Here is a 23,968-nt window from a genome sequence, read left to right as displayed (position 1 = left end):
CCCTATCGCAATTCCCTACGTTTCCCATAGGAGCACCACCGCCATGACCAACCGGTTCTCGATCGCCCTCGCCTCCGCGGCTGCCGCCGCCCTGGCCGCCGCGGCGGTTGCCGGGTGCTCCTCTTCGGATGCCTCCAGCAACGCCACCCAGTCGGGCAACGGCGTCGCCAGCACGTTGCGCCTGGGCTACTTCCCGAACGTCACCCACGCCGTACCCGTCCTGGGCGTCGACGAGGGGTTGTACGCCAAGGCGTTGGGCAAGACCAAGCTGGAGACCCAGACCTTCAACGCGGGCCCCGCAGCGACCCAGGCGTTGCTGTCCGGAGCCATCGACGCGGTGTACGTCGGCCCCAACCCGGCGATCAACGCCTACTCCAAGAGCAACGGCGAGGCCGTGCGGTTGATCGCCGGCGGGGCGTCCGGTGGCGCCGGGCTCGTGGTGAACAGCAAGATCAACTCGGTCAGCGACCTGGCCGGCAAGACCATCGCCACCCCGCAACTGGGTGGCACCCAGGACATCGCCGCCAAGTACTACCTCAAGCAGCAGGGATTCACGGTCAACGGATCAGGCGCCAAGAACGTCACGATCGTCGCGCAGGACAACGCCCAGACTCTCGACCTGTTCAAGCAGGGTCGGATCGACGGTGGTTGGTTGCCCGAGCCGTGGCTGACCCGGCTGGTGGTCCAGGGCGGCGGACATGTGCTGGTCGATGAGAAGACGCAGTGGCCCGGCGGCCAGTTCATCACCACCAACCTGCTGGTCTCCACCAAGTTCCTCAAGCAGTACCCGCAGACCGTGAAGGATCTGCTCGAAGGGCAGGTCGACACCGTCGACTGGATCAATGCCAACCAGAGCACCGCGGCAACCGACCTGGACGCGGCTTTGAAGAAGCTGACCGGGAAGGCGCTGCCTGCGGGTGTCGCCGCCAAGGCGCTGAGCAATGTGACGCTGGGCTGGGACCCGTACGCATCGTCGCTGCAGACGGTCGCCGACCATGCCGTCGATGTGGGCCTGCTGAAGAAGACCGACCTGAAGGGGATTTACGACCTGACCCTGCTCAACGAGGTCCTGAAGGCCAAAGGCAAGCCCGAGGTCTCCGACGCCGGTTTGGGGCAGAAATGACGACCACGACCCAGCAGAAGCAGGCCGCGCAGGTGCAGGTCGACACTCCCCGGGTGCGCGTCGAGGACGTCTCCAAGGCGTTTGAAGGTGGGGACGGCACCCAGGTGCTGGCTCTGGACCACATCAACCTCACCGTGGCCGCCGGGGAGTTCGTGACCGTCCTTGGCGCCTCCGGTTGTGGCAAGAGCACCTTGCTCAATCTGATCGCCGGGCTCGACCAGCCGACCAGCGGCCGCATCGAGATCGCCGGCGGCAAGCAGGCTGCGCTGATGTTCCAGGAGTCGGCGTTGTTCCCGTGGTTGACCGCCGCCGGCAACATCGACCTGGCCCTCAAACTCGGCGGTACGCCGCGTGGTGAGCGAGCGCACCGCCGTCAGGAACTGCTCGACCTGGTCCGCCTCGGTGGCGCGGGGGACCGGCGAGTGCACGAACTCTCCGGTGGTCAGCGCCAGCGAATCGCGCTGGCCCGCAGCCTCGCCCAGGGCGCGGACGTGTTGTTGATGGACGAGCCGTTCGCCGCGTTGGACGCCATCACCCGCGACGTGTTGCACGAGGAACTCTCGCAACTGTGGAGCAGCAGCGGGATGACCGTCATCTTCGTGACCCACAACGTGCGCGAAGCGGTGCGCCTCGGCCAGCGGGTCGTGCTGTTGTCCAGCCGGCCCGGACGGGTGCTGAAGACCTGGGACATCGAACTGTCCCAGCCGCGCAACATCGAGGATCCCGCCGTCGGTGCGCTCTCCACCGAAATCACCCTGGCCCTGCGAGAGGAGATCGTGCGCCATGTCAACCGCTGAGTTGTCCTCCACCACCGAGCTGGACCAGATCAGTGACGGACTCGACGCGCTCGAGGACCAGTCGATCAGCCAGCGCCGCCGACGCATCGACTGGGTTGCCATCGTTGCGCCGATCGCCGTCGTTGCCGCGCTCATCGGCGTCTGGCAGTTGATCTACCTCTCCGGCATCAAAGACCCGTGGGTGCTGCCCAGCCCCGGCACCGTGTGGAGCACGCTGTGGCAGTCGATCCGCTCCGGCGATGCTTGGAGCGCAATCTGGGTCAGCCTGCACCGCGGTCTGATCGGCTTCGCGGTGTCGGTGGTCATCGGGACCGTTCTGGGTCTGCTGATCGGTCAGTTCGCGGTGCTGCGCAAGGGCTTCCGCCCGCTGTTGTCGGCGATGCAGTCGCTGCCTTCGGTGGCGTGGGTGCCCTTCGCCATCGTCGTCTTCCAACTCAGCCCGGCCACCATCTACCTGGTCGTGCTGCTGGGCGCAGTGCCCTCCATCGCCAACGGGCTGATCGGTGGACTGGACCAGACCCCGCCGCTGCTGCGTCGGGCCGGCGCGGTACTAGGGGCCAACCGATGGGAGATGGTCCGCTACGTGCTGCTTCCGGCGGCGCTACCGACGTACGTCTCGGGTCTGAAGCAGGGTTGGGCGTTCGCCTGGCGCTCGCTGATGGCTGCCGAACTGGTCGCGAACGCACCGAGCCTCGGTTCCGGTCTTGGCCAGATGTTGGAGAACGGCAGCACCCAGTCCGACATGCCCACGGTGATCGCCGCGATCGCGCTGATCCTGGTCGTCGGCATCGTCATCGACCTGTTGATCTTCGCTCCCTTGGAGCGTCGGGTCTTGCGGGCGCGGGGGTTGACGCCGGCCGGCCTCTGAGCGCGGTTGCGCGGCAGCGAGCAGTCGCTGCCCCACGGTAGGGTTGCTGACGTCCCACCCACCGCGGCACGCTGCTGCGCGGTGACAACCGAATCCACAACAGGAGAGCCGTCATGAGCACCTCGTCGACCGCGCGCACCGAGCGGATCGCGCAGGAACTCAGCGAGCGATTGGCTCCGTTGCGGTTGCGGGTCGAGGACCTCACCGTCGCCCCGGCGGGCAAACGGCGAATCGTGCGTGTCCTGGTTGACCGCGACATTCCCGACGAGGGGCCGGCCACGACGACTGCGACCGCTCCGGTGGACCTTGACCTGGTTGCCGACGCCACCCGGGTGATCGGCACGGCCCTGGACGACACCGACCTGATGGGCGACGCGGCGTACGTGCTGGAAGTCAGTTCACCCGGCACCGACCGGCCGCTGACCAGTCCACGGCACTTCCGGCGCAACGTCGGTCGCCTGGTGCGGATCACCCGCGAAGGCGCGGATCCGGTCGAGGGTCGCATCGTGTCCGCCGACGCCGACGGCGTGACGCTGTTGGTGACCGGGCCCAAGGGCGCCACCAGTGAGACCTCATTGACGTACGCCGAGTGCGGGCGCGCGGATATCCAGGTGGAGTTTTCGAAGGTGGGCAAAGAGACTTCAGACACGGACGTCGACGAAGACGGTGAAGGGGACGAAGCCTGATGCACATCGACATGGCCATCCTGCGGACGCTGGAGCGGGAGAGCGACATCCCGCTGGACGTGATCATTCCGGCGATCGAGCAAGCGCTGTTGACCGCCTACCACCGCGAGAGCGATACCTATCAGGACGCCCGGGTGGAGTTGGACCGCAAGAGCGGTGACGTGCGGGTGCTCGCGCGCGAACGCATCGACGTCCCGGTCGAGCCCACCGACGAGAACCCTGAGCCGACGCCTCGCTTCGAGTTGGGCCCGGAATTCGACGACACTCCCTCGGACTTCGGTCGGGTGGCAGCGGCGACCGCCCGCCAGGTGATCGTCCAGCGGATGCGCGACGTAGCCGATGAGGCAGTGCTGGGGGACTTCCGCGGCAAGGAGGGCGACGTCGTCGCCGGGGTCATCCAGCAATCGAACGACCCGCGCAACGTGCACGTGGACCTCGGCACCGTCGAAGGGATCCTGCCGTCGGCGGAGCAGGTGCCCGGTGAGGTCTACAAACACGGGGAACGGATCCGCTGCTACGTGGTCAGTGTGAAGCGGGGCATGAAGGGCCCGCAGATCACCTTGTCTCGGTCGCATCCGAACCTGGTGCGCTCGCTGTTCGCCCTGGAGGTGCCCGAGATCGCCGACGGCACCGTGCAGATCGCCGCTATCGCGCGGGAAGAGGGGCACCGCAGCAAGGTGGCGGTGGCCTCGAAGTCGCCGGGTGTGAACGCCAAGGGCGCCTGCATCGGGCCGATGGGTTCGCGGGTGCGTGCGGTGATGAACGAATTGAACGGCGAGAAGATCGACATCGTCGACTACAGCGAGATCCCGCAGGAGTTCGTCGCGGCCGCCCTGTCGCCGGCGCGGGTGCTCTCGGCCACGATCGTGGATCCACGGGCCCGCATCGCCCGGGTCGTCGTACCCGACTTCCAGTTGTCGCTCGCGATCGGCAAGGAGGGGCAGAACGCCCGCTTGGCCGCTCGGTTGACCGGGTGGCGCATCGACATCGTGCCGGATACGGCCCCGGAAGCCAGCGGTTCCGCCGCTGATCGGGACGCCTGAGCCGACCCTGCCGTGGTCGGTGGCAGCACCGGCCTGAGGTAAACTCATGGAGATCCATCACTCACGCGTGCGCACTTGTATCGGGTGCGGACAACGAGATGATCGATCAGCGCTGGTGCGGGTAGTCGCGGATCGGCGGGCAGCGGAGCCGGTTTCGCCGGTCCCTGTGCTGCCCGATGTCCGTGGCGTGCTGCCGGGCCGAGGGGCCTGGTTGCATCCGAGCGCCGATTGCTTGAGTAAGGCGATCCGGCGACGGGCCTTCGGTCGCGCGTTACGACTCACCCAGGCGGTGGATACGAACGCGGTGCAGCAGTTCGTGGCGGAACGCCACGGAAGGCTCGACTGACACCGACGCACACAACGAAGTGCACACCACCCGTCGTACTGCCGGATCTCCGGCTGCGGCATAAGACCGAGAGCGGGTTCGACGCTGATGAGTGACCGATGAGTACTCAGCGATGAGCATCCCCAACAACTGACGGTCCGCGTCACCCCGATTCGGACCGTCACCAACCTCAACGAGGAGAAGCGTGGCAAAGGTCCGGGTCCACGAGCTCGCCAAAGAGCTCGGAATCGGCAGCAAGGAACTACTGGCCTACCTGAAGGAGCAGGGCGAATTCGTCAAGTCGGCGAGCTCGACCATCGAGGCTCCGGTAGTCCGCAAGATCAAGGAAAACCCGCCAGCGACGGCTGCCCCCGCGGCAGCAAAGTCCGCACCAGCGAAGGCAACTGCGGCCAAGGCCACCCCGGCCAAGCCGACGATCAAGCGCGCGCCGTCAGCGCCCGCTCCCACCCAGCCCGAAACAACTGCTCCGGCAGCCGCCACTGCGGCTCCCGCAGCTCCGGCTCCGGCTACGCCCGCGGCACCGGTGAAGCCGGCCCCCGCGGCGCCGGCGCCTGCTGCGCCAGCTGCTGCGGCACCGGCTGCCGCTGAGGCCACGCCGCAAGCTCCGGCAGCCGAGGCGCCCGCCGCCCGTGCGGCGACCCCCGGTGCTTCGGGTCCCCGTCCGGGTCCGGCGACACCGCGGCCGTCCACTCCTGCGCCGGCTCCCCGCTCCGGTGGCAACGCCCCGCGACCGGGCGGCTCTGCCCGGCAGGGCGGTTCGGCTCCCCGTCCCGGTGGTGCCCGTCCCGGCAACAACCCGTTCGCGCCCCGCCAGGGGATGCAGACCGGTTCGGCTCCGCGGCCCGGCAACAACCCGTTCGCCCCGAACCAGGGCATGCCCCGTCCGGCCGCCGCGCGTGGCGCCGGTGGTGCGGCCGGACCCCGTCCGGCTGCTCCGCGCCCCGGAGGCGCAGGCCGCCCGGGCGCCGGTGCCGGTGCTGGTGGCCCGCGTCCCAACCCCGGCATGATGCCGGGCAAGTCCTCCGTCGGCGGTCCCGGTGCTGGTCGCGCCGGCGCCGGTGGCCGTGGCGGTCCCGGTGGCGGTAACCGCGCCGGTGGTGGGGGCTTCGCTGGTCGTCCCGGTGGCGGTGGCAACCGTCCCGGCGGTCGCGGTGGCACCCAGGGTGCGTTCGGACGTGGCGGCGGAAAGGTCCGCGGTCGCAAGTCCAAGCGCGCCAAGCGCCAGGAATTCGAGCAGATGCAGGCGCCCACCATTGGTGGCGTCAGCGTCCCGCACGGTGACGGTAAGACCGTGGTGCGCGTGCGCCGCGGTGCCACGCTGAGTGACTTCGCCGACCGCATCGATGCCAACCCGGCATCGCTGGTGACGGTGCTCTTCCACCTCGGTGAGATGGCCACGGCCACCCAGTCGTTGGACGAGGACACCTTCAAACTGCTGGGTGCCGAGCTTGGCTACAACATCGAGGTCGTCTCGCCCGAGGACGAGGAGAAGGAGCTGTTCAGCGCCTTCAACATCGACCTGGACGCCGAGGCAGAGGCCGAGGACGAAGACGACCTGCAGCCGCGGCCGCCGGTCGTGACCGTCATGGGTCACGTCGACCACGGTAAGACGCGCCTGTTGGATGCGATCCGCAACGCCGACGTCGCCGAGGGCGAGGCCGGTGGCATCACCCAGCACATCGGTGCCTACCAGGTGCACACCAACCATGAGGGCGAAGACCGCGCGATCACCTTCATCGACACCCCCGGTCACGAGGCGTTCACCGCCATGCGTGCCCGTGGTGCCAAGGTGACCGACATCGCGATCCTGGTCGTCGCTGCCGACGACGGTGTGATGCCCCAGACGATCGAGGCGTTGAACCACGCGCAGGCGGCCGACGTGCCGATCGTGGTCGCGGTCAACAAGATCGACGTCGAGGGTGCGAACCCGGCGAAGATCCGTCAGCAGCTGACCGAGTACAACCTGGTCGCTGAGGAGTACGGCGGCGACACCATGTTCGTCGATGTGTCCGCCAAGCAGGGTCAGAACATCGACGCGTTGCTCGAAGCGGTCCTGCTGACCGCGGACGCGGCGCTGGACCTGCGGGCGAACCCGGACAAGGACGCCCGTGGTGTGGCGATCGAAGCCAACCTGGACCGTGGCCGCGGTGCCGTCGCGACCGTGCTGGTGCAGTCCGGCACGTTGCACGTCGGTGACGCGATCGTGGCCGGTACGGCGCACGGCCGCGTCCGGGCGCTGCTGGACGAGCACGGCAAGAACCTGCCCGAGGCAGGTCCGTCGCGACCGGTGCAGGTCATGGGTCTGGCTTCCGTCCCGCGCGCTGGTGACACGTTCATCGTGGCGCCGGATGACCGCACGGCCCGTCAGATCGCGGAACGTCGCGAGGCCGCCGACCGTCAGGCCTCGCTGGCCAAGGCACGCAAGCGGATCAGCCTGGAGGACCTCAACGAGGCCCTGGAGGCGGGCAAGGTCGAGACGCTGAACCTGATCCTGAAGGGCGACGTGTCCGGTTCGGTCGAAGCCCTCGAGGACGCGTTGCTGCAGATCGACGTGGGCGACGAGGTGGACCTGCGGATCATCGACCGTGGCGTGGGTGCCATCACGATGAACAACATCAACCTCGCCGTGGCCTCCGACGCCATCATCATCGGCTTCAACGTGCGGGCCGAGGGCCAGAACGCGGAGTACGCCGAGCACGAGGGTGTCGAGATCCGCTACTACTCGGTCATCTACCAGGCGATCGAGGACATCGAGTCCGCGCTGAAGGGCATGCTCAAGCCGGAGTACGAGGAAGTCGAGTTGGGTTCGGCGGAGATCCGCGAGATCTTCCGCTCCTCCAAGTTCGGCAACATCGCCGGTTCGATCGTGCGCAGCGGCGAGATCAAGCGTGGGTCGAAGGCCCGTATCACCCGCGAGGGCGTCGTGGTGTCCGAGGACGTCGAGGTTGCCGGTCTGCGGCGCTTCAAGGATGACGTCACCGAGGTCCGTGAGGGCTTCGAGTGCGGTATCAACCTCGGGTCCTACAACGACCTGCAGATCGGTGACTTGATCACGACGTACGAACAGCGGGAGAAACCGCGCGACTGACGAAGAGCGAGGGCGGAGGTGTCGACGAAGTCGGCGCCGTAGCCCGAGGTCGAGGAAGTGGCGCCATAAGCACCGCGTTTAGTCAGCTGTCGCAGTAGTGCGCAGAACAGCGATTCCTCGGAGATTTTCAAACGGAATTCTCCGGGGAATCGCTGTTTTCGGATGTCGCGCCATCGCTTCGCGGTCCGGCGGATAACGTGACCGCCATGTCCGACACTGCTGCGCCCCTTCCCAAGCGAATCCTGAACGGGTACGGCCTCGGCAGTATCGCCACCGGCACCTTCGGCACCGTTCCTGGGCTGCTGCTGCTTCCGTATCTGACCGACGTGCTCGGCGTCGCGGCAGGCGTGGCGGCGTTCATCGTCTTCGTCCCCAAAGCCTGGGATGTGGTGATGAACCCGCTGGCCGGTCGGATCTCGGACCGGTCCACCAACCCCGGCGGCCGGCGCCGACCGTTCCTGCTCAAGGGCGGCTTGGCGCTCGCCGTCTTCTTCGCCCTGATGTTCGCCGGCCCAACAGCGCCGAAAGGCCTGGCCGCAGGATGGGTGGTGGCGCTGTTCGTGCTGTGCGCCACGGCGTACGCCTTCTTCCAGGTGCCGTACATCGCGATGCCCGCCGAGATGACCCAGGACTACCAGGAGCGCACCCGGCTGATGACGCCGCGGGTGATCATCATCGCGGTGGCCATCCTGATCTCCGGCGCCACGGCGCCGTTGGTGGTCAACGCGTTCGGCGAGAAGACGGCTTCTGGGTATCGCGCAATGGGACTGTACGTCGCGTTGCTGCTGGCCGTCGGAGTTGTGGGCGCCTGGTGGGCGACCAAGGGTGCCCCTGAGCGGCAGAGCGTCTCCGCCGAGGGTGGGATCAAGCAACAGTTGTCGGCCGTTGCCCACCACCCCGACTTCCGAGCCCTGCTGATTTCGTTCGTGATCCAGTCGCTGGGCGTCGGTCTGTTGCTCGCCGGTGTCGCGTACGTCGCGGAGGACCTGCTGCATAAGAAGGCTGCGTCCTCGCTGCTGTTCGCAGCGTTCGTCGGACCGGCGTTGCTGGTCACGCCGTTGTGGGCGAAGTATGCACACCGCCGGGGCAAGTTGTCCGGGTTCCGGGTGGCCACGGTCGTGATGACAGTCGGGATGCTGTTGCTCTTCGTCGGCCTGCCCAATCTGCACGCGCTGGTATATCTCGCCGCCGCCGTCGTCGGTATCGGGTACGCCGGTGGCCAGATCCTGTCGCTGGCGATGTTCGCCGACGCTGCTGGATTCGACCCCAGCGGCCGCGATGAGAACAGGGTGGGCGTCTTCAGCGGTGTCTGGACCGCGGGGGAGACCCTGGGGCTGGCGCTGGGGCCGGCGGTGTTCGGTCTCGTGCTCGCTCTCGGCGGCTACCTGTCTTCGACAGCGGGTAAGACCGTGGAGCAACCGGATTCGGCGTTGTGGGCGATCCGGCTCGGCTTCACCCTCCTTCCGGCCGCGCTCGTGCTGATCAGCCTCATCCCGTTGCGGGCCTACCGGCTCGACGAGAAACTGGCGCACCGATCCGTTTCTGATTCACCGCACTAGCGGGCTGCGCACTGGGTCAGAGTCCAGCGAACGCGATCGGTCCGGAGTCAACGAATCGCGAGGCAACGTCCCCTGTCTGACCACTGGCCTGCAGCGCCGCCAGGTCGAGGCGCTTGACCGGCGCACCCTCAGATAGATCCAGATCTGCAAGAGCGACCCAGCATCCACCGATCGCGGTGGCCGAGTCGTAGTAGTAGGTCAGGCTCTTGTGGTCGGTCAGGGTCCGCCACCGGGTCGAGGAGATGTTGGGCTGGTCGGGAGTGGACAGGCCGAAGGGCACCGACGTGTTGCGAACGACGGACAACACACTGGCGAGAGCCTCGTCGCGGTCCTCGACCTGCGGAATCGCGTTGATGTAGAAACTCGCGCGTGCGAAGCGGTCTGCGGCACGGTTGGTGCCAGGCAACACCACGGTGCCGCCGATCTGGTTCCAGTACGACGTGACCGCCAGTTGTTCATCGAAGGTGGGGGAGTTGGTCATCACCTGGTATTTACGGTCGTGGTGGATGACCAGTTTGCCGTCGATGTACTCGAAGATCGCACTGTCGCCAGTGGCATCAGAGACCGACAGGTGCATGGTGGCTAGACGCTTATCGTCGCCGGGCACGCCGGCCGTCACGATGGTGAACTCCTCGGCAGCCAGCGCGTCGACGGTCTCCGCCACGGTCGCGAACATGTCGAGCACGTACTGTGCCCACAGAGAGATCGCTACCAGTTTCTTGCTTCCGTCCGGCGTTTCGTAGTGGGACTCCGCCAGCCACAACACATTCGCGCACAGCCCGGCCTCGTTGAGTCCGTCGGTGGTGCAGACGTCGTAGCCGGATGCCATCACGCTGCCGTACTTGGAAGTCCATTCATACGACAAGTCACCGGCATGCCCGTTCTGGGCGATTCCCCGGGGAAACACCCACAGATTGCTGCCGAGGTCGTATTGCCAGTCCATGCTCCGGCCGGTGATGACTCGGTCACCTTTGCCGAAGTACACCATTCTCGTGCACATCTCAGCTCCTTTGCCTCGTGGGGCCGCTTCAGTCTGGCAGAGCGTGAGGACGCCGAAAAGAGGCGCACCGTGCGACCATCACGTCGTGAGCACCCAGCAGATTCTCGAGGCGTTGCAGCAGTTGCGAGCAGCCGATCTACCCACCCACGGCGGCCGCACGTTGGCCTACGTGTATGACTCCGGGGTTGCAGAAGCCGATGAGTTGGGCCGTGCCGCTCTGGCGATGTACGGCGGCACGAACGGCCTTGACCCGACGGCGTTTCCGAGTCTTCTGCAGATGGAACGCGACCTGGTCGACTTCGCCCGGCCGATGTTCCACGGTGCTGATGCAATGGTCGGGACCGTGACCTCAGGTGGGACCGAGTCGATCCTGCTCGCGGTCAAGACCGCACGGGACGCGGCGGCCGTCGAGAAGCCCGTGATCGTCGTACCGGACACGATCCACGCGGCCTTCCACAAGGCGGCGCACTACTTCGGGGTCGAGCGGGTGAGTGTGCCGGTCGACCCGGTGACCTTCCGCGCGGATCCGGCCGCGATCGGAGTGGCGCTGGAAGAGTACGGCGATCGGGTGGTGCTTGTCGCGGTCTCGGCCCCGTCGTACGCGCACGGCGTCCTTGACCCGGTCCAGGAGGTCGCGGACCTGACTCGGCCACGTGGGATCCGGTTGCACGTGGACGCGTGCATCGGCGGCTGGGTGCTGCCGTGGACGGACGACCTGCCCGCCTGGGATTTCGCGGTCGACGGCGTCACCAGCATTTCGGCCGACCTGCATAAGTACGCCTACACGCCCAAGGGCGTTTCCCTTCTGCTGCATGCAGATCCGGGATACCGGCGGGCGCAGTTCTTTGCCAGCGCGGACTGGCCCGGCTACACGATGCTCAACTCGACGGTGCAGTCGACCAAGTCCGGCGGGCCGCTGGCGGCCGCGTGGGCGGTGGTTCGTTACTTCGGCGTGGACGGTTATCGGCGACTGACGCAGGAGGCCTTGGCCGGGACGCAGGCGGTGACCGATGGAGTGGCCGGGATCGATCACCTCCGTGTTGTCGTGCAACCGGATTCGACCCTGGTTGCGATCGGAGCCGACGAGGCACTGGACGTCTTCACGCTGAGTGACCTGATGCTGGACCGGGGCTGGTTCGTGCAGCCGCAGATGTCGTTCAAGGAGTTCCCGGCGACCCTGCACGTCAGTCTGTCCGCAGCGACGGCAGCTTCAGTTCCGGACTTCCTTGCTGCCCTGCGTGATTCGGTCGATGCGGCGGTGGCCGCCGGACCGATCGAGGTCGATTCTGCGCTTCGTGAGGCGGCGAGCGCGATCGACCCCGCCACGCTCGACGACGTGACCTTCGACGCGCTGCTGCAGATTGCCGGTCTCGCCGGAGGGAACGGTGAGGTGGCGGCACCGGAGCGGATGGCACCGGTCAATGCGCTGCTCGACGTCGCACCCCCGGCCGTGCGCGAGGCGTTGCTCGTCGCCTTCCTTGATCGCCTGTCGCGCTGACTCAGCCCCAGTTGGCCAGGTTCGTCACGCAGAACGGGTGGCCGGCGGGGTCCAACAGCACCGTCCAGCGCTCGGCGCCGGGCTGGAAGTCCGGTTTGGTAGCGCCCAACTCGACGCACCGGGCGACCATGGCCTCGACGTCATCCGCCCCCAGATCCAGGTGGAACTGTTTGGTGCCCTCGTTGGGCCACGCGGGGGCAGTGAAGTCGGGTGTGGTGCCGAAACCGAGCGCGGTGCCGTCGCCTTTGAGCATGGCGTACCCGTCGCCCTCGTACGCCACCTCCCACCCGAGGACGGCCTGGTAGAAGTCGGACAGCACCTTCGCGTCAGGGCAATCGATGCTCACCATGGCGAGCGTGGCTGGGGCGGTCGTTGACATGTGGGGTCCTTCGATCGGCGTACGTTGTCGGGCCACTCTCCTAGGCTCGCGGTAATGGGCACTAGGACAAATCCGACACACCTCGCCGAGCGCGGCGTACTGCTCGACCCGGCTGGGTTCGCGCAGCACGCGACGCTGCAGCGCTGGGTGCCCCAGGAGCACGCGGAGTTCGTCGAGCACTACTGGTCGGTGTCCTGGGACCTACCGGCGGGGACGAAGTACGTCGCGTCCCTGGTCCCGGTGTCGGCGGTGAACCTCACTGACGAGTGGGGTGGCTCGATCCGACACGGCGCCGAACGTCCCGGTTGCTACGTGACCGGGGTCGTCAGCCGGCGGCGCTTCGATGTGACGCTCTACGGGTGGGGCCACGTCGTCGGCGTGCGGTACCGACCCGGCGCGTTCTCGGTGATGACCGGGATCGACGCAAGTACGTTGCGGGACAAGACCTTTCGTGCGGAGAAGTACGTCGATCGGATGGACCCGTTGGAAGACGTCGCCCCGCGGAACCCGAACGCAGGATTCCGGCTCGACTCCTTCATCGGCAACCAGATCGCGCGCTACGTCTACGACCTCGACGAGGCGCAGGCGTTGCTGGCCCGTCTTGCGGTCATCGATGCGGCGGAGGCGGATTCTGTGGCCGACCTGGCCGACCGAGTCGGGCTGTCCGAGCGTTCGGTGGAACGCCTGAGCAACACCTACATCGGCGTCGGACCGAAGTGGTTGCTCATGCGACGGCGGGTCCACCGTTCCCTCGAGCGGCTGAACACCGCTGACTACGAAAGCCTTTCAGATCTCGCCCACGAACTGGGCTGGTTCGACTACGCGCACTTCAGCCGGGAGTTCAAACGGATCGTGGGGCAGACGCCGCGGGCGTACGCCGCTCGACTCGCGCAGACTGCCGGATCGCACCAGTAGGGCGACCGATAGCTCCAGGCACCGCGCCTTCCAATGGCTGTCGGTGCCTAGCGAGAGACTCAGCCCATGCCTGACAAGTCGCCCGCGCTGACCGATCCGCCGGAGGGGTACGCCGAGTGGTTCGCCGACCTCAAAGTCCAGATCCGTGCTGCCCAGCAGCGTGCATCCCTGGCCGTCAACACCGAACTGATCGTCCTCTACTGGCAGATCGGTCGCGACATCTTGCAGCGGCAGGCTGCCCAAGGCTGGGGAAGCAAGGTCATTGATCGGCTCTCACACGACCTACGCGAGGCGTTTCCGGATATGGCCGGGTTCTCGCGTTCAAACCTTCTGTACATGCGTGCTTTCGCGCAAGCGTGGCCGACCGGTGAATTTGTCCAACAGCCTGTTGGACAAATTCCATGGGGCCACAACATCGTCCTGCTGACCAAGCTCAAGGACGTCGATACCCGACTCGCATACGCCGCCGCCACGATTGAGCACGGTTGGTCCCGCAACACCTTGGCGATCCAGATCGAGACCCGCGCCATCGAGCGGCAAGGCAGCGCCGTCACCAACTTCCCGGTGACCTTGCCTCCAGCACAGTCGGATCTCGCACAGGAGGCGCTGAAGGACCCGTACAAGTTGGACTTCCTGGGGCTTGATGCGGATGCCCGGGAGCGCGAGATCGAACAAGCCCTCGTTGACCACGTCGCTGACTTCCTCCTCGAGCTCGGCGCTGGGTTCGCCTACGTCGGGCGGCAGGTGCATCTGGATGTCGGAGGAGACGACTTCTTCCTCGACCTGCTCTTCTATCACCTCACCCTTCGGGCCTACGTGGTGATCGAGATCAAGGCCGGCAAGTTCAAGCCAGAGCACGTCGGCCAACTCGGGTTTTACCTCACCGCGGTCGATGCTCAGGTCAAACGCGAGGAGGACGCTCCGACCATCGGCCTGCTCCTGTGCAAGACCAAGAATGAGTTGGTAGCCGAATACGCACTTCGCGATAGCGCTCGACCGCTCGGGATTTCGGAGTACGAGCTGACCACGGCTCTACCGGAGCAGTTGCAGACGAGTCTGCCAACCATCGAGCAGATCGAGCGCGCGTTGGCCAGCGACGGCCCGAATGACGAGAGCGAGGAGTCGGGGCCGCTACCGTGACCGGGTGACACATTTCCTGGTCCTGGTCTCGCCGTCGGCGAATCGGGTGTACGCCGCCGATGCCCCTCGGCTCGCCGCCGCGGAGGCCACCGAGTTGCTCGGCCGTCCGGCCCACGAGGTGCAGCTGGCCGGAGTTCCGTACGTCGAGTGCGAAGCCACCGAAGACGACGTACCCACCTTGTCCAACCTGTCCTCGACGCTGGCCATCTTCCAGTGGGAAGGCGACCTGCTGCGGCCGATTCCGTTGCAGCGCAATGAGATCTATCCCGATGACCTCGTGACGATCCAGAAGTACCAGGGCAAGACGAACGAGACGTGGACCCGACTATGCCTCAACGTGACCGCCGCGCACGCCACGACGCGGACCGCGAAACGCACCGTGATGGATCCGATGTGCGGTCGCGGAACCACGCTGAACCTGGCAATGCTGCTGGGCTACAACGCCATTGGTGTCGACGTAGACAAGCGGGACTTCGAGGCGTACGACGTCTTCATCAAGACCTGGTTGCGCAGCCACCGGCTCAAACACACCATTGCCACCACGCACCGCGGCACCCGCCTGGACCTCGAAACCGCTTGTGACAAGGATGCTTTCAAAGCCGGAGACACCCAAAAGGTCACCTACCTGCGTACCGACACCACGGCACTGGACGGTGTGGTCCCCAAAGCCAGTGCCGACCTGATCGTCACCGACACGCCGTACGGTGTGCTGCACGGCTCCCACGCCGGCCGCGAGCTCAGCCGGGCGCCGCTGGAACTGCTCGATGCCGCACTTCCGGCGTGGCTGCGGACCCTCAAAGCCGGCGGCGCGATCGGGCTGTCCTACAACCGGCACGTCGCACCCACCGATGACCTCGAGCAGCTGCTGGAGCGGCACGGACTGCAGGTCGTCGTACGGGACACCTTCCGGCACCGCGTGGACGCATCGATCGATCGGGACCTGATGGTCGGCGTACCCGTCGGCCGCAACTAGGCTGGTAGCTCCGATTCACGGCTAGGAAGGTGGCTCGCCATGGCTGATCCGGCACGCGCGCGCAAGGTGGCAGAACGCATCAAGACGCTGGTCGCGGAGTATCTGGAGCGCGAGATCAACGACGAACGGCTCGGATTCGTGACGATCACCGACGTCCGGGTCACCGGCGACACCCAGCATGCGTCCGTCTTCTACTCGGTGATGGGCAGCGAAGAGGACCGTGAGACGGCCGAGACCGTGCTGAACGAGTACCGCGGGCGGATCCGCACCTACGTCGGGCAGGGCCTGGGCATCCGCCTGACCCCGTCGCTGGAGTTCATCCACGACGCGGTGCCCGAAGGCGCCGAGCAGATCGAGAAGGCGCTGGCCGAGGCGCGGGCAAGGGATGCTGAACTGGCGAAGGCCGCGGCGGCGGCCAAGCCGGCGGGAGACGCCAATCCCTACAAGGAGTGACTCGCCCGACGGTCTGCTGATCGTCGACAAACCGGCCGACTGGACCAGTCATGACGTCGTGGCGCGAGTGCGCCGGTTGGCCGGCACCCGCCGGGTGGGCCACGCCGGCACGCTGGATCCGATGGCCACCGGTGTCCTGGTCCTCGGGTTGAACCGGGCGACCAAGCTGCTGACCTTCCTGGTGGGCTGCGACAAGACGTATGAGGCGACGATCCGGTTGGGGGAGTCGACGATCACCGACGACGCGGAGGGCTCGGTGATCGCTTCCGCCGATGCGTCGGCGTTGACGGACGCCGATATCAGTACGGCGATCACGGGGCTGACCGGTGACATCCAGCAGGTGCCCTCCTCGGTCAGTGCGATCAAGGTGGACGGGCAACGAGCCTATGCGCGGGTGCGTGGTGGCGACGAGGTGAAGCTCGCGGCGCGGCCGGTACGGGTGTCGTCCTTCGACGTACTCGCCCGTCGCGCTGCGGGTAACTGCGTGGATCTCGATGTGCGCGTTGAGGTTTCGTCCGGCACCTACGTGCGAGCGCTGGCGCGCGACCTGGGCACAGCACTCGGTGTAGGCGGGCACCTGACTGCCCTTCGACGTACGACGGTCGGCCGGTTCACCCTCGACCTCGCCACGCCGCTGGCTGACCTGGACCCCGACGGGCTGCCGGTGATTCCGATGGCGCAAGCGGCTCGTGAGCAGTTCCCGGTGCGTCCGCTGGACGAAGACGAGGCCCGCAGGCTGCGGTTCGGTCAGAAGCTCTCGTTGGCCGGCCCCGTCGGTGACCCCGTCGCGGCGATCGCGCCAGGCGAGGACCTGGTCGCCATGCTGGACCAATCGGGGGACGTTCCTCGCTCGCACGTCGTGTTCCCGATCAGCTGAGGGCCGTCCGGTCGCGGCGGGCGGAAGACCGTTCGAAGGGCCAGACGCGACAAGGTCGCATCAACCGATAGGCTGCCGATCATGTCGGTTATGGACTCCGTGCGCAGTGTCGGGAGCAACGTCAGAGGCTTGACCCGCGGCGAGGTCCGATCGATCGCTGGTATGGCGGCGTTCATCCTTGCGCTGCACGTAATCGGCTGGGGCACATTGGCGTTCATCGTCGCGCCGGAGCACTACGCGGTCGGCACCGACGGCACCGGCAAGGCCCAGTTCTTCGGGATCGGTCTGGGCATCACCGCCTACACCCTCGGCATGCGGCACGCGTTCGACGCCGACCACATCGCCGCGATCGACAACACCACCCGCAAACTGCGCGGCGAGGGCCAGCGACCGGTCAGTGTGGGCTTCTGGTTCTCCCTTGGCCACTCCAGCATCGTCTTCGGGCTCTGCCTGCTGCTCGCGCTCGGGATCAAGGCGCTGTCCCGGACGGCCACCACCGAAGGCACCACGCTGAACACCATCCTGGGCACGTTCGGAACGACCGTGTCCGGCGTCTTCCTCTGGGCGATCGGCATCATCAACCTGATTGCGCTGATCGGCATCATCAAGGTCTGGCGCAGCCGTAAGTCCGGCGAACTCGACGAGGCCGCTTTGGAGGAGCACCTGAACTCCCGTGGCTTCCTGGCCCGGATCCTCAAACCGATGCTGAACGCGGTGAAGAAACCGATCCAGATGTACCCCGTGGGGCTGCTCTTCGGGCTCGGCTTCGACACCGCCACCGAGATCAGCCTGCTGGTCCTGGCCGGGGGAGCAGCCGCGTCCGCGCTGCCCTGGTACGCGATCCTCACGCTGCCGATCCTCTTCGCCGCCGGGATGAGCCTGTTCGACGCGCTGGACGGCATTTTCATGAGCAAGGCCTACGGCTGGGCGTTCACCAAGCCGTTGCGTCGCCTCTACTACAACGCCACCGTCACCAGCGTCTCGATCGTGGTCGCGCTGATCATCGGCACGATCGAGTTGTGCGGTGTCATCGCCGACCGTTTCGACATCACCGCTGGTCCGGTCGCCTCGCTGGGCTCCATCGAGTTGGACAACATCGGCTTCGTGATCGTGGGCATCTTCGTCGGCACCTGGATCCTCGCGCTCGCGGCCTGGCACGTCTTCGGTCTGGACAAGCACGAACTGGCCTGAGCCCGCGCCGTGAGCGACCCTGGCGGGCTGGGTAAGGTTGGCGCGTGCTGCGCCTCACCGCCCTGGACATGGTCCCGGCCGATCTGCAGGCATCTGTTGTCACCATCGGCAACTTCGATGGCGTGCACCGCGGACACCGGGCGCTGTTGACGACCTTGGTGCAACGAGCGCGGGCCGAGCACCTGACCAGCGTGGCGGTTACCTTCGAGCCGCACCCACTCGCCGTACTGCACCCTGATCGCGCGCCCAAGGCGCTCATCGGCCTCGAAGACCGGCTGGACCTGCTCGAAGAGCTCGGCGTCGACATCACGCTCGTGCTGCCCTTCACGCTCGAACTGGCCGCCCAGACACCGCGCGAATTCGTCGAGGAGGTCTTCGTCGACGCGTTGCATGCCCGCCTGGTGATGGTCGGGCGCGACATGCGTTTCGGCGTGCGCAACTCCGGCGACGTGCACACCCTGGCCGAGCTGGGCCAGGAATTCGGGTACGACGTGGCGATCGTCGACGACGTCGGCACCGATCGGCGCTACTCCTCGACCGACACCCGGGCCCGGATGACCCAGGGCGACGTCGCCGGCGCCGCAGAAATCCTCGGGCGCACTCCCGAGGTGCACGGCGTGGTCGTGCGCGGCCTGCAACGCGGTCGCGAATTGGGCTATCCGACGGCGAACCTGGCCGCCGACGCCACCGGCATGGTCCCCGAGGACGGGGTGTACGCCGGGTGGCTGGTCCGCGACAACCTGCCCGACAGCGACCCGGACCACCGGATGCCCGCCGCGATCTCGGTCGGCACCAACCCCACGTTCGACGACGTGCACCGCCGCACCGTCGAGGCGTACGTGCTGGACCGCGACGACCTGGACCTGTACGGCGAGTCGGTGCGGGTGCAGTTCGTGCAACGGGTCAGGGGCAACACGAAGTTCACGACGATCGAGGCGCTGATCGAACAGATCGGGCACGACGTCGACCAGATCCGCGACCTGCTCGGCTGACCGAACCGTGACGGCGCTCGCCCCGGCCCCTGCGCCCTGCGCGCCCCGAACGCCCTGGTGGCGCCTGGACTGGGGGCTGGTCATCGCCGCGCTCGGGTTGTCGTTGGTCGGTGCCACGCTGGTCTACTCCACGACGCATCGCTTCGGGCACGGCTACCTCGCGCACCACCTGTTCAACCTGGCCGTCGGGATGCTGATGGCCTTCGGCGTGATGCGGTTGCGGGTGCGCACGATCCAAACCCTGGCCCCGATCGTCTACGTGCTTGCGCTCCTGGGTCTGCTCGCCGTACTCGGGCCGTTGGGCTCCACGATCAACGGATCCCGGTCGTGGATCGAACTGCCCGGATTGTCCTTGCAGCCGGCGGAATTCGCCAAGGTCGCGCTCTGTGTCGCGTTGCCCATGGTGCTGGCCGAGCGCGGCGAACGCGGCGCACGCCCACCGGCCCGCGACGTGATGGTCGCCGGGGTTCTGGTGGCCGTCCCGGTGGCCCTGGTCGTCCTCCAACCGGATCTGGGGTCGGCGACGGTCCTGGTGATGATCGGCCTCGGCGTGGTCACCGTGTCCGGCGCTCGCTGGCCCTGGATCGCGGGGGCGCTCGCGGCGATGGCGGCGGTCGTCAGCGCGGCCCTGTTCACCCCGATGCTGAGCGCCTACCAGAAGGCGCGGCTGACCGCGTTCCTGCATCCGGACGCCGACCCCGGCGGCATCGGTTACCAGATGCACCAGGTCCGGTTGGCCATCGGCGGTGGCGGGTGGACCGGTCAGGGGTTGCTCCACGGCCGGGCTACGCAGGCGGGTGTCATTCCTTTCCAGCAGAGCGACTTCGTGTTCTCGGCGGCCGCCGAGGAACTCGGCTTCCTGGGCTCCGCGGCCCTGATCGCCCTGCTCGGCTTCGTGGTCGTCCGCGGGCTGCTCATTGCCTGGCACACGCACGACAGCTTCGGCCGGTTGGTGGCCGTCGGGGTGTCCAGCTGGTTTCTGTTCCAGATCCTGCAGAACATCGGGATGAATCTGGCGGTGCTACCGGTCACCGGTCTGCCGCTGCCGTTCGTGTCCTACGGCGGATCGAGCATGTTCGCCTGCTGGATCGGGATCGGCCTGCTGTTGAAGGTGCACGCCGACGATTCCGCGCGCCGGCCGTAGGGCTCGCCGCCCGTAGGGCTCGGCGGCCTGGCCCGAACTCCTGGAGAACAGTCAAGGACGCCGACCTTGCCTGGGTATCATCTGAACATGACGTCCCTCACCGCGGAGGAGACCGCGATCGACCAGCCGCGCTCCATCGCCCACATGTTTTTGGAGCGGGTGGCCGCCACCCCTGATGCACCGGCGTACCGGTATCCCGAGGGGGACGCCTGGACCGCCTTGACCTGGGCACAGACGGCCGACAAGGTGCGCGACCTGGCCGCAGGATTGGTGGCTCTGGGGGTCCAGCCGCAGGGCCGGATCTCGCTGGCGTCCTCCACCCGCATCGAGTGGGTTCTGGTCGACCTGGCCGCGATGTGGGCCGGTGCCGCGACGACGACGATCTACCCCACCAGCACCCAGGACGACGTTCGCTTCATCGTCAATGACTCCGAGAGCGCGGTCGTCTTCGCCGAGAACGACACTTTGGTGCAGTTGCTCCTCGAAGGCCGGGACGCCGTACCCGGTGTCAGCAAGGTGGTGACCTTTGACGGGGAGTCCGACGGTGACTGGGTCATCACGTTGTCAGAGTTGTCGGCGCTCGGGGCCGACTACCTGGCGCAACACCCGGACACCCTCGATGCGCGACTCGCACAGCTGAGCCCGGACGCGCTGGCGACCCTGATCTACACCTCAGGAACGACTGGCCGACCCAAGGGCGTCCTGCTGCCGCACTCCTGCTGGACCTACGAGTCGGTCGCCGTCGACAAGCTCGGCATCCTGGGCACGGACGATGTGCAGTACCTCTGGCTCCCGCTGGCCCACGTCTTCGGCAAGATGCTGCTGAGCCTGGCGGTGCGCATCGGGATGGAGACCGCGGTTGACGGTCGTCCCGACAAGATCGTCGAGAACCTCTCGGTCATTCGCCCGACGTGGATGGGGGCTGCGCCACGGATCTTCGAGAAGGTCTTCGGCAAGGTCAGCACGACGGTCGACTCGGCCGGCGGGGTCAAGGCCAAGCTGTTCCATTGGGCTTCGGACAACGCCCGCAAGGTGTCTGCGGCCCGCGAGAACGGCAAGGTCTCGCCGATCCTTGCCGCCCAGCACGCCGTCGGCGACCGCCTGGTCCTGTCCAACATCCGCACCCTGCTCGGCGGACGCGTCCGGTTCTTCATCTCCGGTTCGGCGGCGCTGAACACGGACGTGGCCCGCTGGTTCGACGGTTTGGGTGTGCCGATCCTCGAGGGCTACGGACTGACCGAGTCCACGGCCGCCGCGGGCGTGAACCTGCCCAGCGACAACAAGATCGGGACGGTCGGCCCGCCACTGCCGGGCACGACGTACCGGATCGCGGACGACGGCGAGGTCCTGATCAAGGGCGGCGGAGTCATGGCCGGTTACAAGGACCTGCCCGACGCGACGGCCGAGGTGCTCATCGACGGCTGGCTGCACACCGGTGACATCGGCGAGTTGCTGCCCAGCGGCCATCTGAAGATCACCGACCGCAAGAAGGACCTGTTCAAAACCTCCAACGGCAAGTACGTCGCGCCTGGTGCGCTGGAGGCCCGGTTCAAGGGCATCTGCCCCTACGTCTCGCAACTGGTCATCGAAGGGGAGAGCCGCAAGTTCGTCTCCGCGCTGATCACCCTCGATGAGGAGGCGATCATGCAGTGGGCAGCGAGCAACAAGGTCCCCGGCGACTACCACGACGTCGTGATGTCCCAGGCCACCCGCGATCTGGTCAAGGGCTACATCGACACGTTGAATTCCGACCTCGGCCGCTGGGAACAGATCAAGCGCTTCATCATCCTGCCGCGGGATCTGACGGTCGAAGACGGCGAGATCACCCCGAGCCTGAAGGTGAAGCGCAAGACGGTCATCGAGAAGTACAAGGATCAGTTGGATTCCCTCTACACCGACTGAGCCGCCTACCCTGGTCGGTATGGCAGGGGAGTCGATCTTCACAGACCTCGAACCGCTCCTGGAGCGGGTGAGTAAACCGATCCAGTACGTCGGTGGCGAGTTGAACTCGACCATCAAGGACTGGAACTGCGGCGGGTTCGGTCCTGCGGGGCAGGAACTGACCGTGCGGTGGGCCCTGATGTATCCCGACGCCTACGAGGTCGGCCTGCCCAACCAGGGCGTGATGATCCTGTACGAAGTGCTGAACGAGCAGCCGGGTGTGCTGGCCGAGCGCACGTACGCCGTGTGGCCGGACATGGAGGAAGCCATGCGGTCCGCGGGCGTCCCCCAGTTCACCGTCGATGCCCACCGGCCGGTGCGCGACTTCGACGTCTTCGGGCTGTCGTTCTCGACCGAACTCGGTTACACCAACATGCTCACGGCGCTGGACCTGGCGGGGATCCCGTTGCATGCCGCTTCCCGGGGTGAGGACGACCCGATCGTGATCGCCGGCGGCCACGCCGCCTTCAACCCCGAGCCGATCGCGTCCTTCATCGACGCAGCCATCGTGGGTGACGGTGAGGAAGCGGTGCTGGCGGTGACTTCGCTGATCCAGCAATGGAAGTCAGCTGGTCGCCCCGGCGGTCGGCGGGCGCTGCTGCTGTCGCTGGCGCGCTCCGGCGGGGTGTACGTGCCGGCCTTCTATGACGTGTCGTATCTGCCGGACGGCCGGATCCAGCGCGTGGCACCGTCGTCAGATCCGTCGCTGTCCGGTGTGCCGTGGCGGGTGTCGAAGCACACCGTCATGAATCTCGATGAATGGGCCTACCCCAAGGCGCCGTTGGTGCCGCTGGCCGAGACCGTGCACGAGCGGATGTCGGTGGAGATCTTCCGCGGCTGCACCCGCGGCTGCCGGTTCTGCCAGGCGGGCATGATCACCCGGCCGGTGCGGGAGCGATCGATCACCGGGATCGGCGAGATGGTCCAGCGCGGGCTGGCCGCGACCGGTTTCGAAGAGGTCGGGTTGCTGTCGCTGTCCTCGGCCGACCACACCGAGATCGGTGACATCGCCAAAGGGCTCGCGGACCGCTACGAGGGCACGCAGACCGGGTTGTCGCTTCCGTCGACGCGGGTGGATGCCTTCAACATCGACCTGGCCAATGAGCTCACCCGCGGCGGTCGGCGATCAGGTCTGACCTTTGCGCCCGAGGGTGGTTCGGAGCGGATCCGCAAGGTCATCAACAAGATGGTCACCGAAGAAGACCTGATCAACACCGTCGCCGCTGCGTACTCCGCCGGTTGGCGTCAGGTGAAGTTGTACTTCATGTGTGGGCTGCCGACCGAGACCGACGAGGACGTCTTGCAGATTGCGGATCTGGCTCGGCGGGTCATCGAGACCGGCCGTCAGGTCAGCGGCCGGCGGGACATCCGCTGCACCGTGTCCATCGGCGGATTCGTGCCGAAGCCGCACACCCCGTTCCAGTGGTGTGGTCAGTTGTCCGCGGCGGAGACCGACGCCCGGCTGCTCAAGCTGCGCGACGCGATCCGGGCCGACAAACGGTACGGCTCCTCGATCGGGATGCGCTACCACGACGGCCAGCCGGGCATCGTCGAAGGACTGCTGTCACGAGGCGACCGCCGGGTCGGTCAGGTGATCGAGGCGGTCTGGCGTGCTGGTGGGCGGTTCGACGGATGGAGCGAGCACTTCTCCTACGAGCGCTGGATGTCCTCTGCTGCAACGGTTTTCGAGGATCAGCCGATCGACGTGGACTGGTACACCACCCGTGAGCGCGACGAGCACGAGGTCCTGCCCTGGGACCACCTGGACTCCGGCCTGGACAAAGAGTGGCTCTGGGACGACTGGCAGGACGCGCTGGACGAGACCGAGGTCGACGACTGCCGGTGGACGCCGTGCTTCGACTGCGGAGTATGTCCGCAGATGGGCACCGACATCCAGGTCGGCCCGACGGGGAAGAAGTTGCTCCCGCTGACGGTGGTCTGAGTCGCCGATTTTT

The 23,968-nt window shown here is 66.8% G+C and carries 21 protein-coding genes; 19 read left to right on the top strand and 2 right to left on the bottom strand.

Annotated features, from left to right (window positions below; all coding sequences use genetic code 11):
* Positions 1-43: 43 nt before the first annotated feature.
* The 8 genes from DR843_RS09475 (at position 44) to DR843_RS09440 (ending at position 9,510) form a co-directional block, all read left to right on the top strand.
* The gene (locus tag DR843_RS09475; RefSeq protein ID WP_109685295.1) at positions 44-1,123 is read left to right on the top strand and encodes an ABC transporter substrate-binding protein; all 1,080 of its coding nucleotides are present in this window, start codon (positions 44-46) and stop codon (positions 1,121-1,123) included.
* A complete protein-coding gene (locus DR843_RS09470) occupies positions 1,120-1,920 on the top strand; it encodes an ABC transporter ATP-binding protein (RefSeq protein WP_109685293.1) in 801 nt (266 codons plus the stop codon). Before DR843_RS09475 ends, DR843_RS09470 begins: the two co-directional genes overlap by 4 nt.
* Positions 1,907-2,788 carry an ABC transporter permease gene (locus tag DR843_RS09465; RefSeq protein WP_109685291.1) on the top strand — a complete coding sequence of 294 codons (882 nt, stop codon included), beginning with the start codon at positions 1,907-1,909 and terminating at the stop codon, positions 2,786-2,788. The genes DR843_RS09470 and DR843_RS09465 overlap by 14 nt, the downstream gene beginning before the upstream one ends.
* A gap of 113 nt (positions 2,789-2,901) precedes the next feature.
* Positions 2,902-3,474: a ribosome maturation factor RimP gene (gene rimP / locus DR843_RS09460; protein ID WP_109685289.1), complete on the top strand. Its 573-nt coding sequence runs from the start codon at positions 2,902-2,904 to the stop codon at positions 3,472-3,474.
* Positions 3,474-4,517, top strand: coding sequence for a transcription termination factor NusA (gene nusA / locus DR843_RS09455; RefSeq protein WP_109685287.1), 1,044 nt, complete (start codon positions 3,474-3,476; stop codon positions 4,515-4,517). The genes rimP and nusA overlap by 1 nt, the downstream gene beginning before the upstream one ends.
* Positions 4,518-4,563: 46 nt before the next feature.
* On the top strand, positions 4,564-4,863 hold the full coding sequence (locus DR843_RS09450) for a YlxR family protein (RefSeq protein WP_172461489.1): 300 nt from the start codon (positions 4,564-4,566) through the stop codon (positions 4,861-4,863).
* Between the two features lie 184 nt (positions 4,864-5,047).
* Positions 5,048-7,951 (top strand): translation initiation factor IF-2, encoded by a 2,904-nt coding sequence (infB, locus tag DR843_RS09445; RefSeq protein WP_109685285.1) that lies wholly within the window; start codon positions 5,048-5,050, stop codon positions 7,949-7,951.
* Positions 7,952-8,157: 206 nt separating this feature from the next.
* Positions 8,158-9,510, top strand: coding sequence for an MFS transporter (locus DR843_RS09440; RefSeq protein WP_109685283.1), 1,353 nt, complete (start codon positions 8,158-8,160; stop codon positions 9,508-9,510).
* Positions 9,511-9,526: 16 nt separating this feature from the next.
* Here the strand turns inward: DR843_RS09440 and DR843_RS09435 are convergent, their stop codons facing one another.
* Positions 9,527-10,510 carry a linear amide C-N hydrolase gene (locus DR843_RS09435; RefSeq protein WP_109685281.1) on the bottom strand — a complete coding sequence of 328 codons (984 nt, stop codon included), beginning with the start codon at positions 10,508-10,510 and terminating at the stop codon, positions 9,527-9,529.
* 85 nt (positions 10,511-10,595) lie between these two features.
* Here DR843_RS09435 and DR843_RS09430 point away from each other — a divergent pair, with 85 nt between their 5' ends.
* Positions 10,596-12,008 carry a pyridoxal phosphate-dependent decarboxylase family protein gene (locus DR843_RS09430; protein ID WP_245934068.1) on the top strand — a complete coding sequence of 471 codons (1,413 nt, stop codon included), beginning with the start codon at positions 10,596-10,598 and terminating at the stop codon, positions 12,006-12,008.
* Position 12,009: 1 nt separating this feature from the next.
* On the opposite strand, the gene DR843_RS09425 is transcribed toward DR843_RS09430, so the two are convergent.
* Positions 12,010-12,387, bottom strand: coding sequence for a VOC family protein (locus tag DR843_RS09425; RefSeq protein WP_109685277.1), 378 nt, complete (start codon positions 12,385-12,387; stop codon positions 12,010-12,012).
* A gap of 54 nt (positions 12,388-12,441) precedes the next feature.
* On the opposite strand from DR843_RS09425, the gene DR843_RS09420 reads away from it, so the two are divergent.
* The 10 genes from DR843_RS09420 (at position 12,442) to DR843_RS09375 (ending at position 23,955) form a co-directional block, all read left to right on the top strand.
* Entirely contained in the window at positions 12,442-13,302 is an 861-nt protein-coding gene (locus tag DR843_RS09420) for a helix-turn-helix domain-containing protein (protein ID WP_109685275.1), read from the top strand.
* Between the two features lie 66 nt (positions 13,303-13,368).
* Positions 13,369-14,442: a PDDEXK nuclease domain-containing protein gene (locus DR843_RS09415; protein ID WP_109685273.1), complete on the top strand. Its 1,074-nt coding sequence runs from the start codon at positions 13,369-13,371 to the stop codon at positions 14,440-14,442.
* A gap of 4 nt (positions 14,443-14,446) precedes the next feature.
* Positions 14,447-15,415, top strand: coding sequence for a TRM11 family SAM-dependent methyltransferase (locus DR843_RS09410; protein ID WP_211310210.1), 969 nt, complete (start codon positions 14,447-14,449; stop codon positions 15,413-15,415).
* A 39-nt stretch (positions 15,416-15,454) separates the two neighbouring features.
* Positions 15,455-15,868, top strand: coding sequence for a 30S ribosome-binding factor RbfA (gene rbfA, locus DR843_RS09405; protein WP_109685269.1), 414 nt, complete (start codon positions 15,455-15,457; stop codon positions 15,866-15,868).
* Complete coding sequence (gene truB / locus DR843_RS09400; RefSeq protein WP_109685267.1) at positions 15,801-16,745, top strand: tRNA pseudouridine(55) synthase TruB; 945 nt, start codon at positions 15,801-15,803, stop codon at positions 16,743-16,745. The genes rbfA and truB overlap by 68 nt, the downstream gene beginning before the upstream one ends.
* 81 nt (positions 16,746-16,826) lie before the next feature.
* Positions 16,827-17,936, top strand: coding sequence for a Nickel transporter NicT (nicT, locus tag DR843_RS09395; RefSeq protein ID WP_245934067.1), 1,110 nt, complete (start codon positions 16,827-16,829; stop codon positions 17,934-17,936).
* Between the two features lie 44 nt (positions 17,937-17,980).
* Positions 17,981-18,928 (top strand): bifunctional riboflavin kinase/FAD synthetase, encoded by a 948-nt coding sequence (locus DR843_RS09390; protein ID WP_109685265.1) that lies wholly within the window; start codon positions 17,981-17,983, stop codon positions 18,926-18,928.
* A 7-nt stretch (positions 18,929-18,935) separates the two neighbouring features.
* Positions 18,936-20,072, top strand: a complete 1,137-nt coding sequence (gene rodA, locus DR843_RS09385) for a rod shape-determining protein RodA (RefSeq protein ID WP_109685263.1) — start codon at positions 18,936-18,938, stop codon at positions 20,070-20,072.
* A gap of 87 nt (positions 20,073-20,159) precedes the next feature.
* Positions 20,160-21,974: an AMP-dependent synthetase/ligase gene (locus tag DR843_RS09380; RefSeq protein WP_109685261.1), complete on the top strand. Its 1,815-nt coding sequence runs from the start codon at positions 20,160-20,162 to the stop codon at positions 21,972-21,974.
* A 19-nt stretch (positions 21,975-21,993) separates the two neighbouring features.
* On the top strand, positions 21,994-23,955 hold the full coding sequence (locus DR843_RS09375) for a TIGR03960 family B12-binding radical SAM protein (protein ID WP_109685259.1): 1,962 nt from the start codon (positions 21,994-21,996) through the stop codon (positions 23,953-23,955).
* The last annotated feature ends 13 nt before the right edge of the window (positions 23,956-23,968 follow it).

Origin of the sequence: Branchiibius hedensis (assembly GCF_900108585.1) — a bacterium.
GTDB classification, from domain to species: Bacteria; Actinomycetota; Actinomycetes; order Actinomycetales; family Dermatophilaceae; genus Branchiibius; species Branchiibius hedensis.
This window is presented reverse-complemented; position numbering and strand designations above follow the sequence as displayed.

Coding starts and splice junctions, on each gene's coding strand:
- truB (WP_109685267.1), top strand. CDS start 15,801: ATGCTGAACTGGCGAAGGCCGCGGCGGCGGCCAAGCCGGCGGGAGACG.
- DR843_RS09465 (WP_109685291.1), top strand. CDS start 1,907: ATGTCAACCGCTGAGTTGTCCTCCACCACCGAGCTGGACCAGATCAGT.
- DR843_RS09440 (WP_109685283.1), top strand. CDS start 8,158: ATGTCCGACACTGCTGCGCCCCTTCCCAAGCGAATCCTGAACGGGTAC.
- nusA (WP_109685287.1), top strand. CDS start 3,474: ATGCACATCGACATGGCCATCCTGCGGACGCTGGAGCGGGAGAGCGAC.
- DR843_RS09415 (WP_109685273.1), top strand. CDS start 13,369: ATGCCTGACAAGTCGCCCGCGCTGACCGATCCGCCGGAGGGGTACGCC.
- nicT (WP_245934067.1), top strand. CDS start 16,827: ATGTCGGTTATGGACTCCGTGCGCAGTGTCGGGAGCAACGTCAGAGGC.
- DR843_RS09450 (WP_172461489.1), top strand. CDS start 4,564: ATGGAGATCCATCACTCACGCGTGCGCACTTGTATCGGGTGCGGACAA.
- DR843_RS09380 (WP_109685261.1), top strand. CDS start 20,160: ATGACGTCCCTCACCGCGGAGGAGACCGCGATCGACCAGCCGCGCTCC.
- DR843_RS09435 (WP_109685281.1), bottom strand. CDS start 10,510: ATGTGCACGAGAATGGTGTACTTCGGCAAAGGTGACCGAGTCATCACC.
- DR843_RS09420 (WP_109685275.1), top strand. CDS start 12,442: ATGGGCACTAGGACAAATCCGACACACCTCGCCGAGCGCGGCGTACTG.
- rimP (WP_109685289.1), top strand. CDS start 2,902: ATGAGCACCTCGTCGACCGCGCGCACCGAGCGGATCGCGCAGGAACTC.
- DR843_RS09470 (WP_109685293.1), top strand. CDS start 1,120: ATGACGACCACGACCCAGCAGAAGCAGGCCGCGCAGGTGCAGGTCGAC.
- rbfA (WP_109685269.1), top strand. CDS start 15,455: ATGGCTGATCCGGCACGCGCGCGCAAGGTGGCAGAACGCATCAAGACG.
- DR843_RS09375 (WP_109685259.1), top strand. CDS start 21,994: ATGGCAGGGGAGTCGATCTTCACAGACCTCGAACCGCTCCTGGAGCGG.
- DR843_RS09425 (WP_109685277.1), bottom strand. CDS start 12,387: ATGTCAACGACCGCCCCAGCCACGCTCGCCATGGTGAGCATCGATTGC.
- DR843_RS09475 (WP_109685295.1), top strand. CDS start 44: ATGACCAACCGGTTCTCGATCGCCCTCGCCTCCGCGGCTGCCGCCGCC.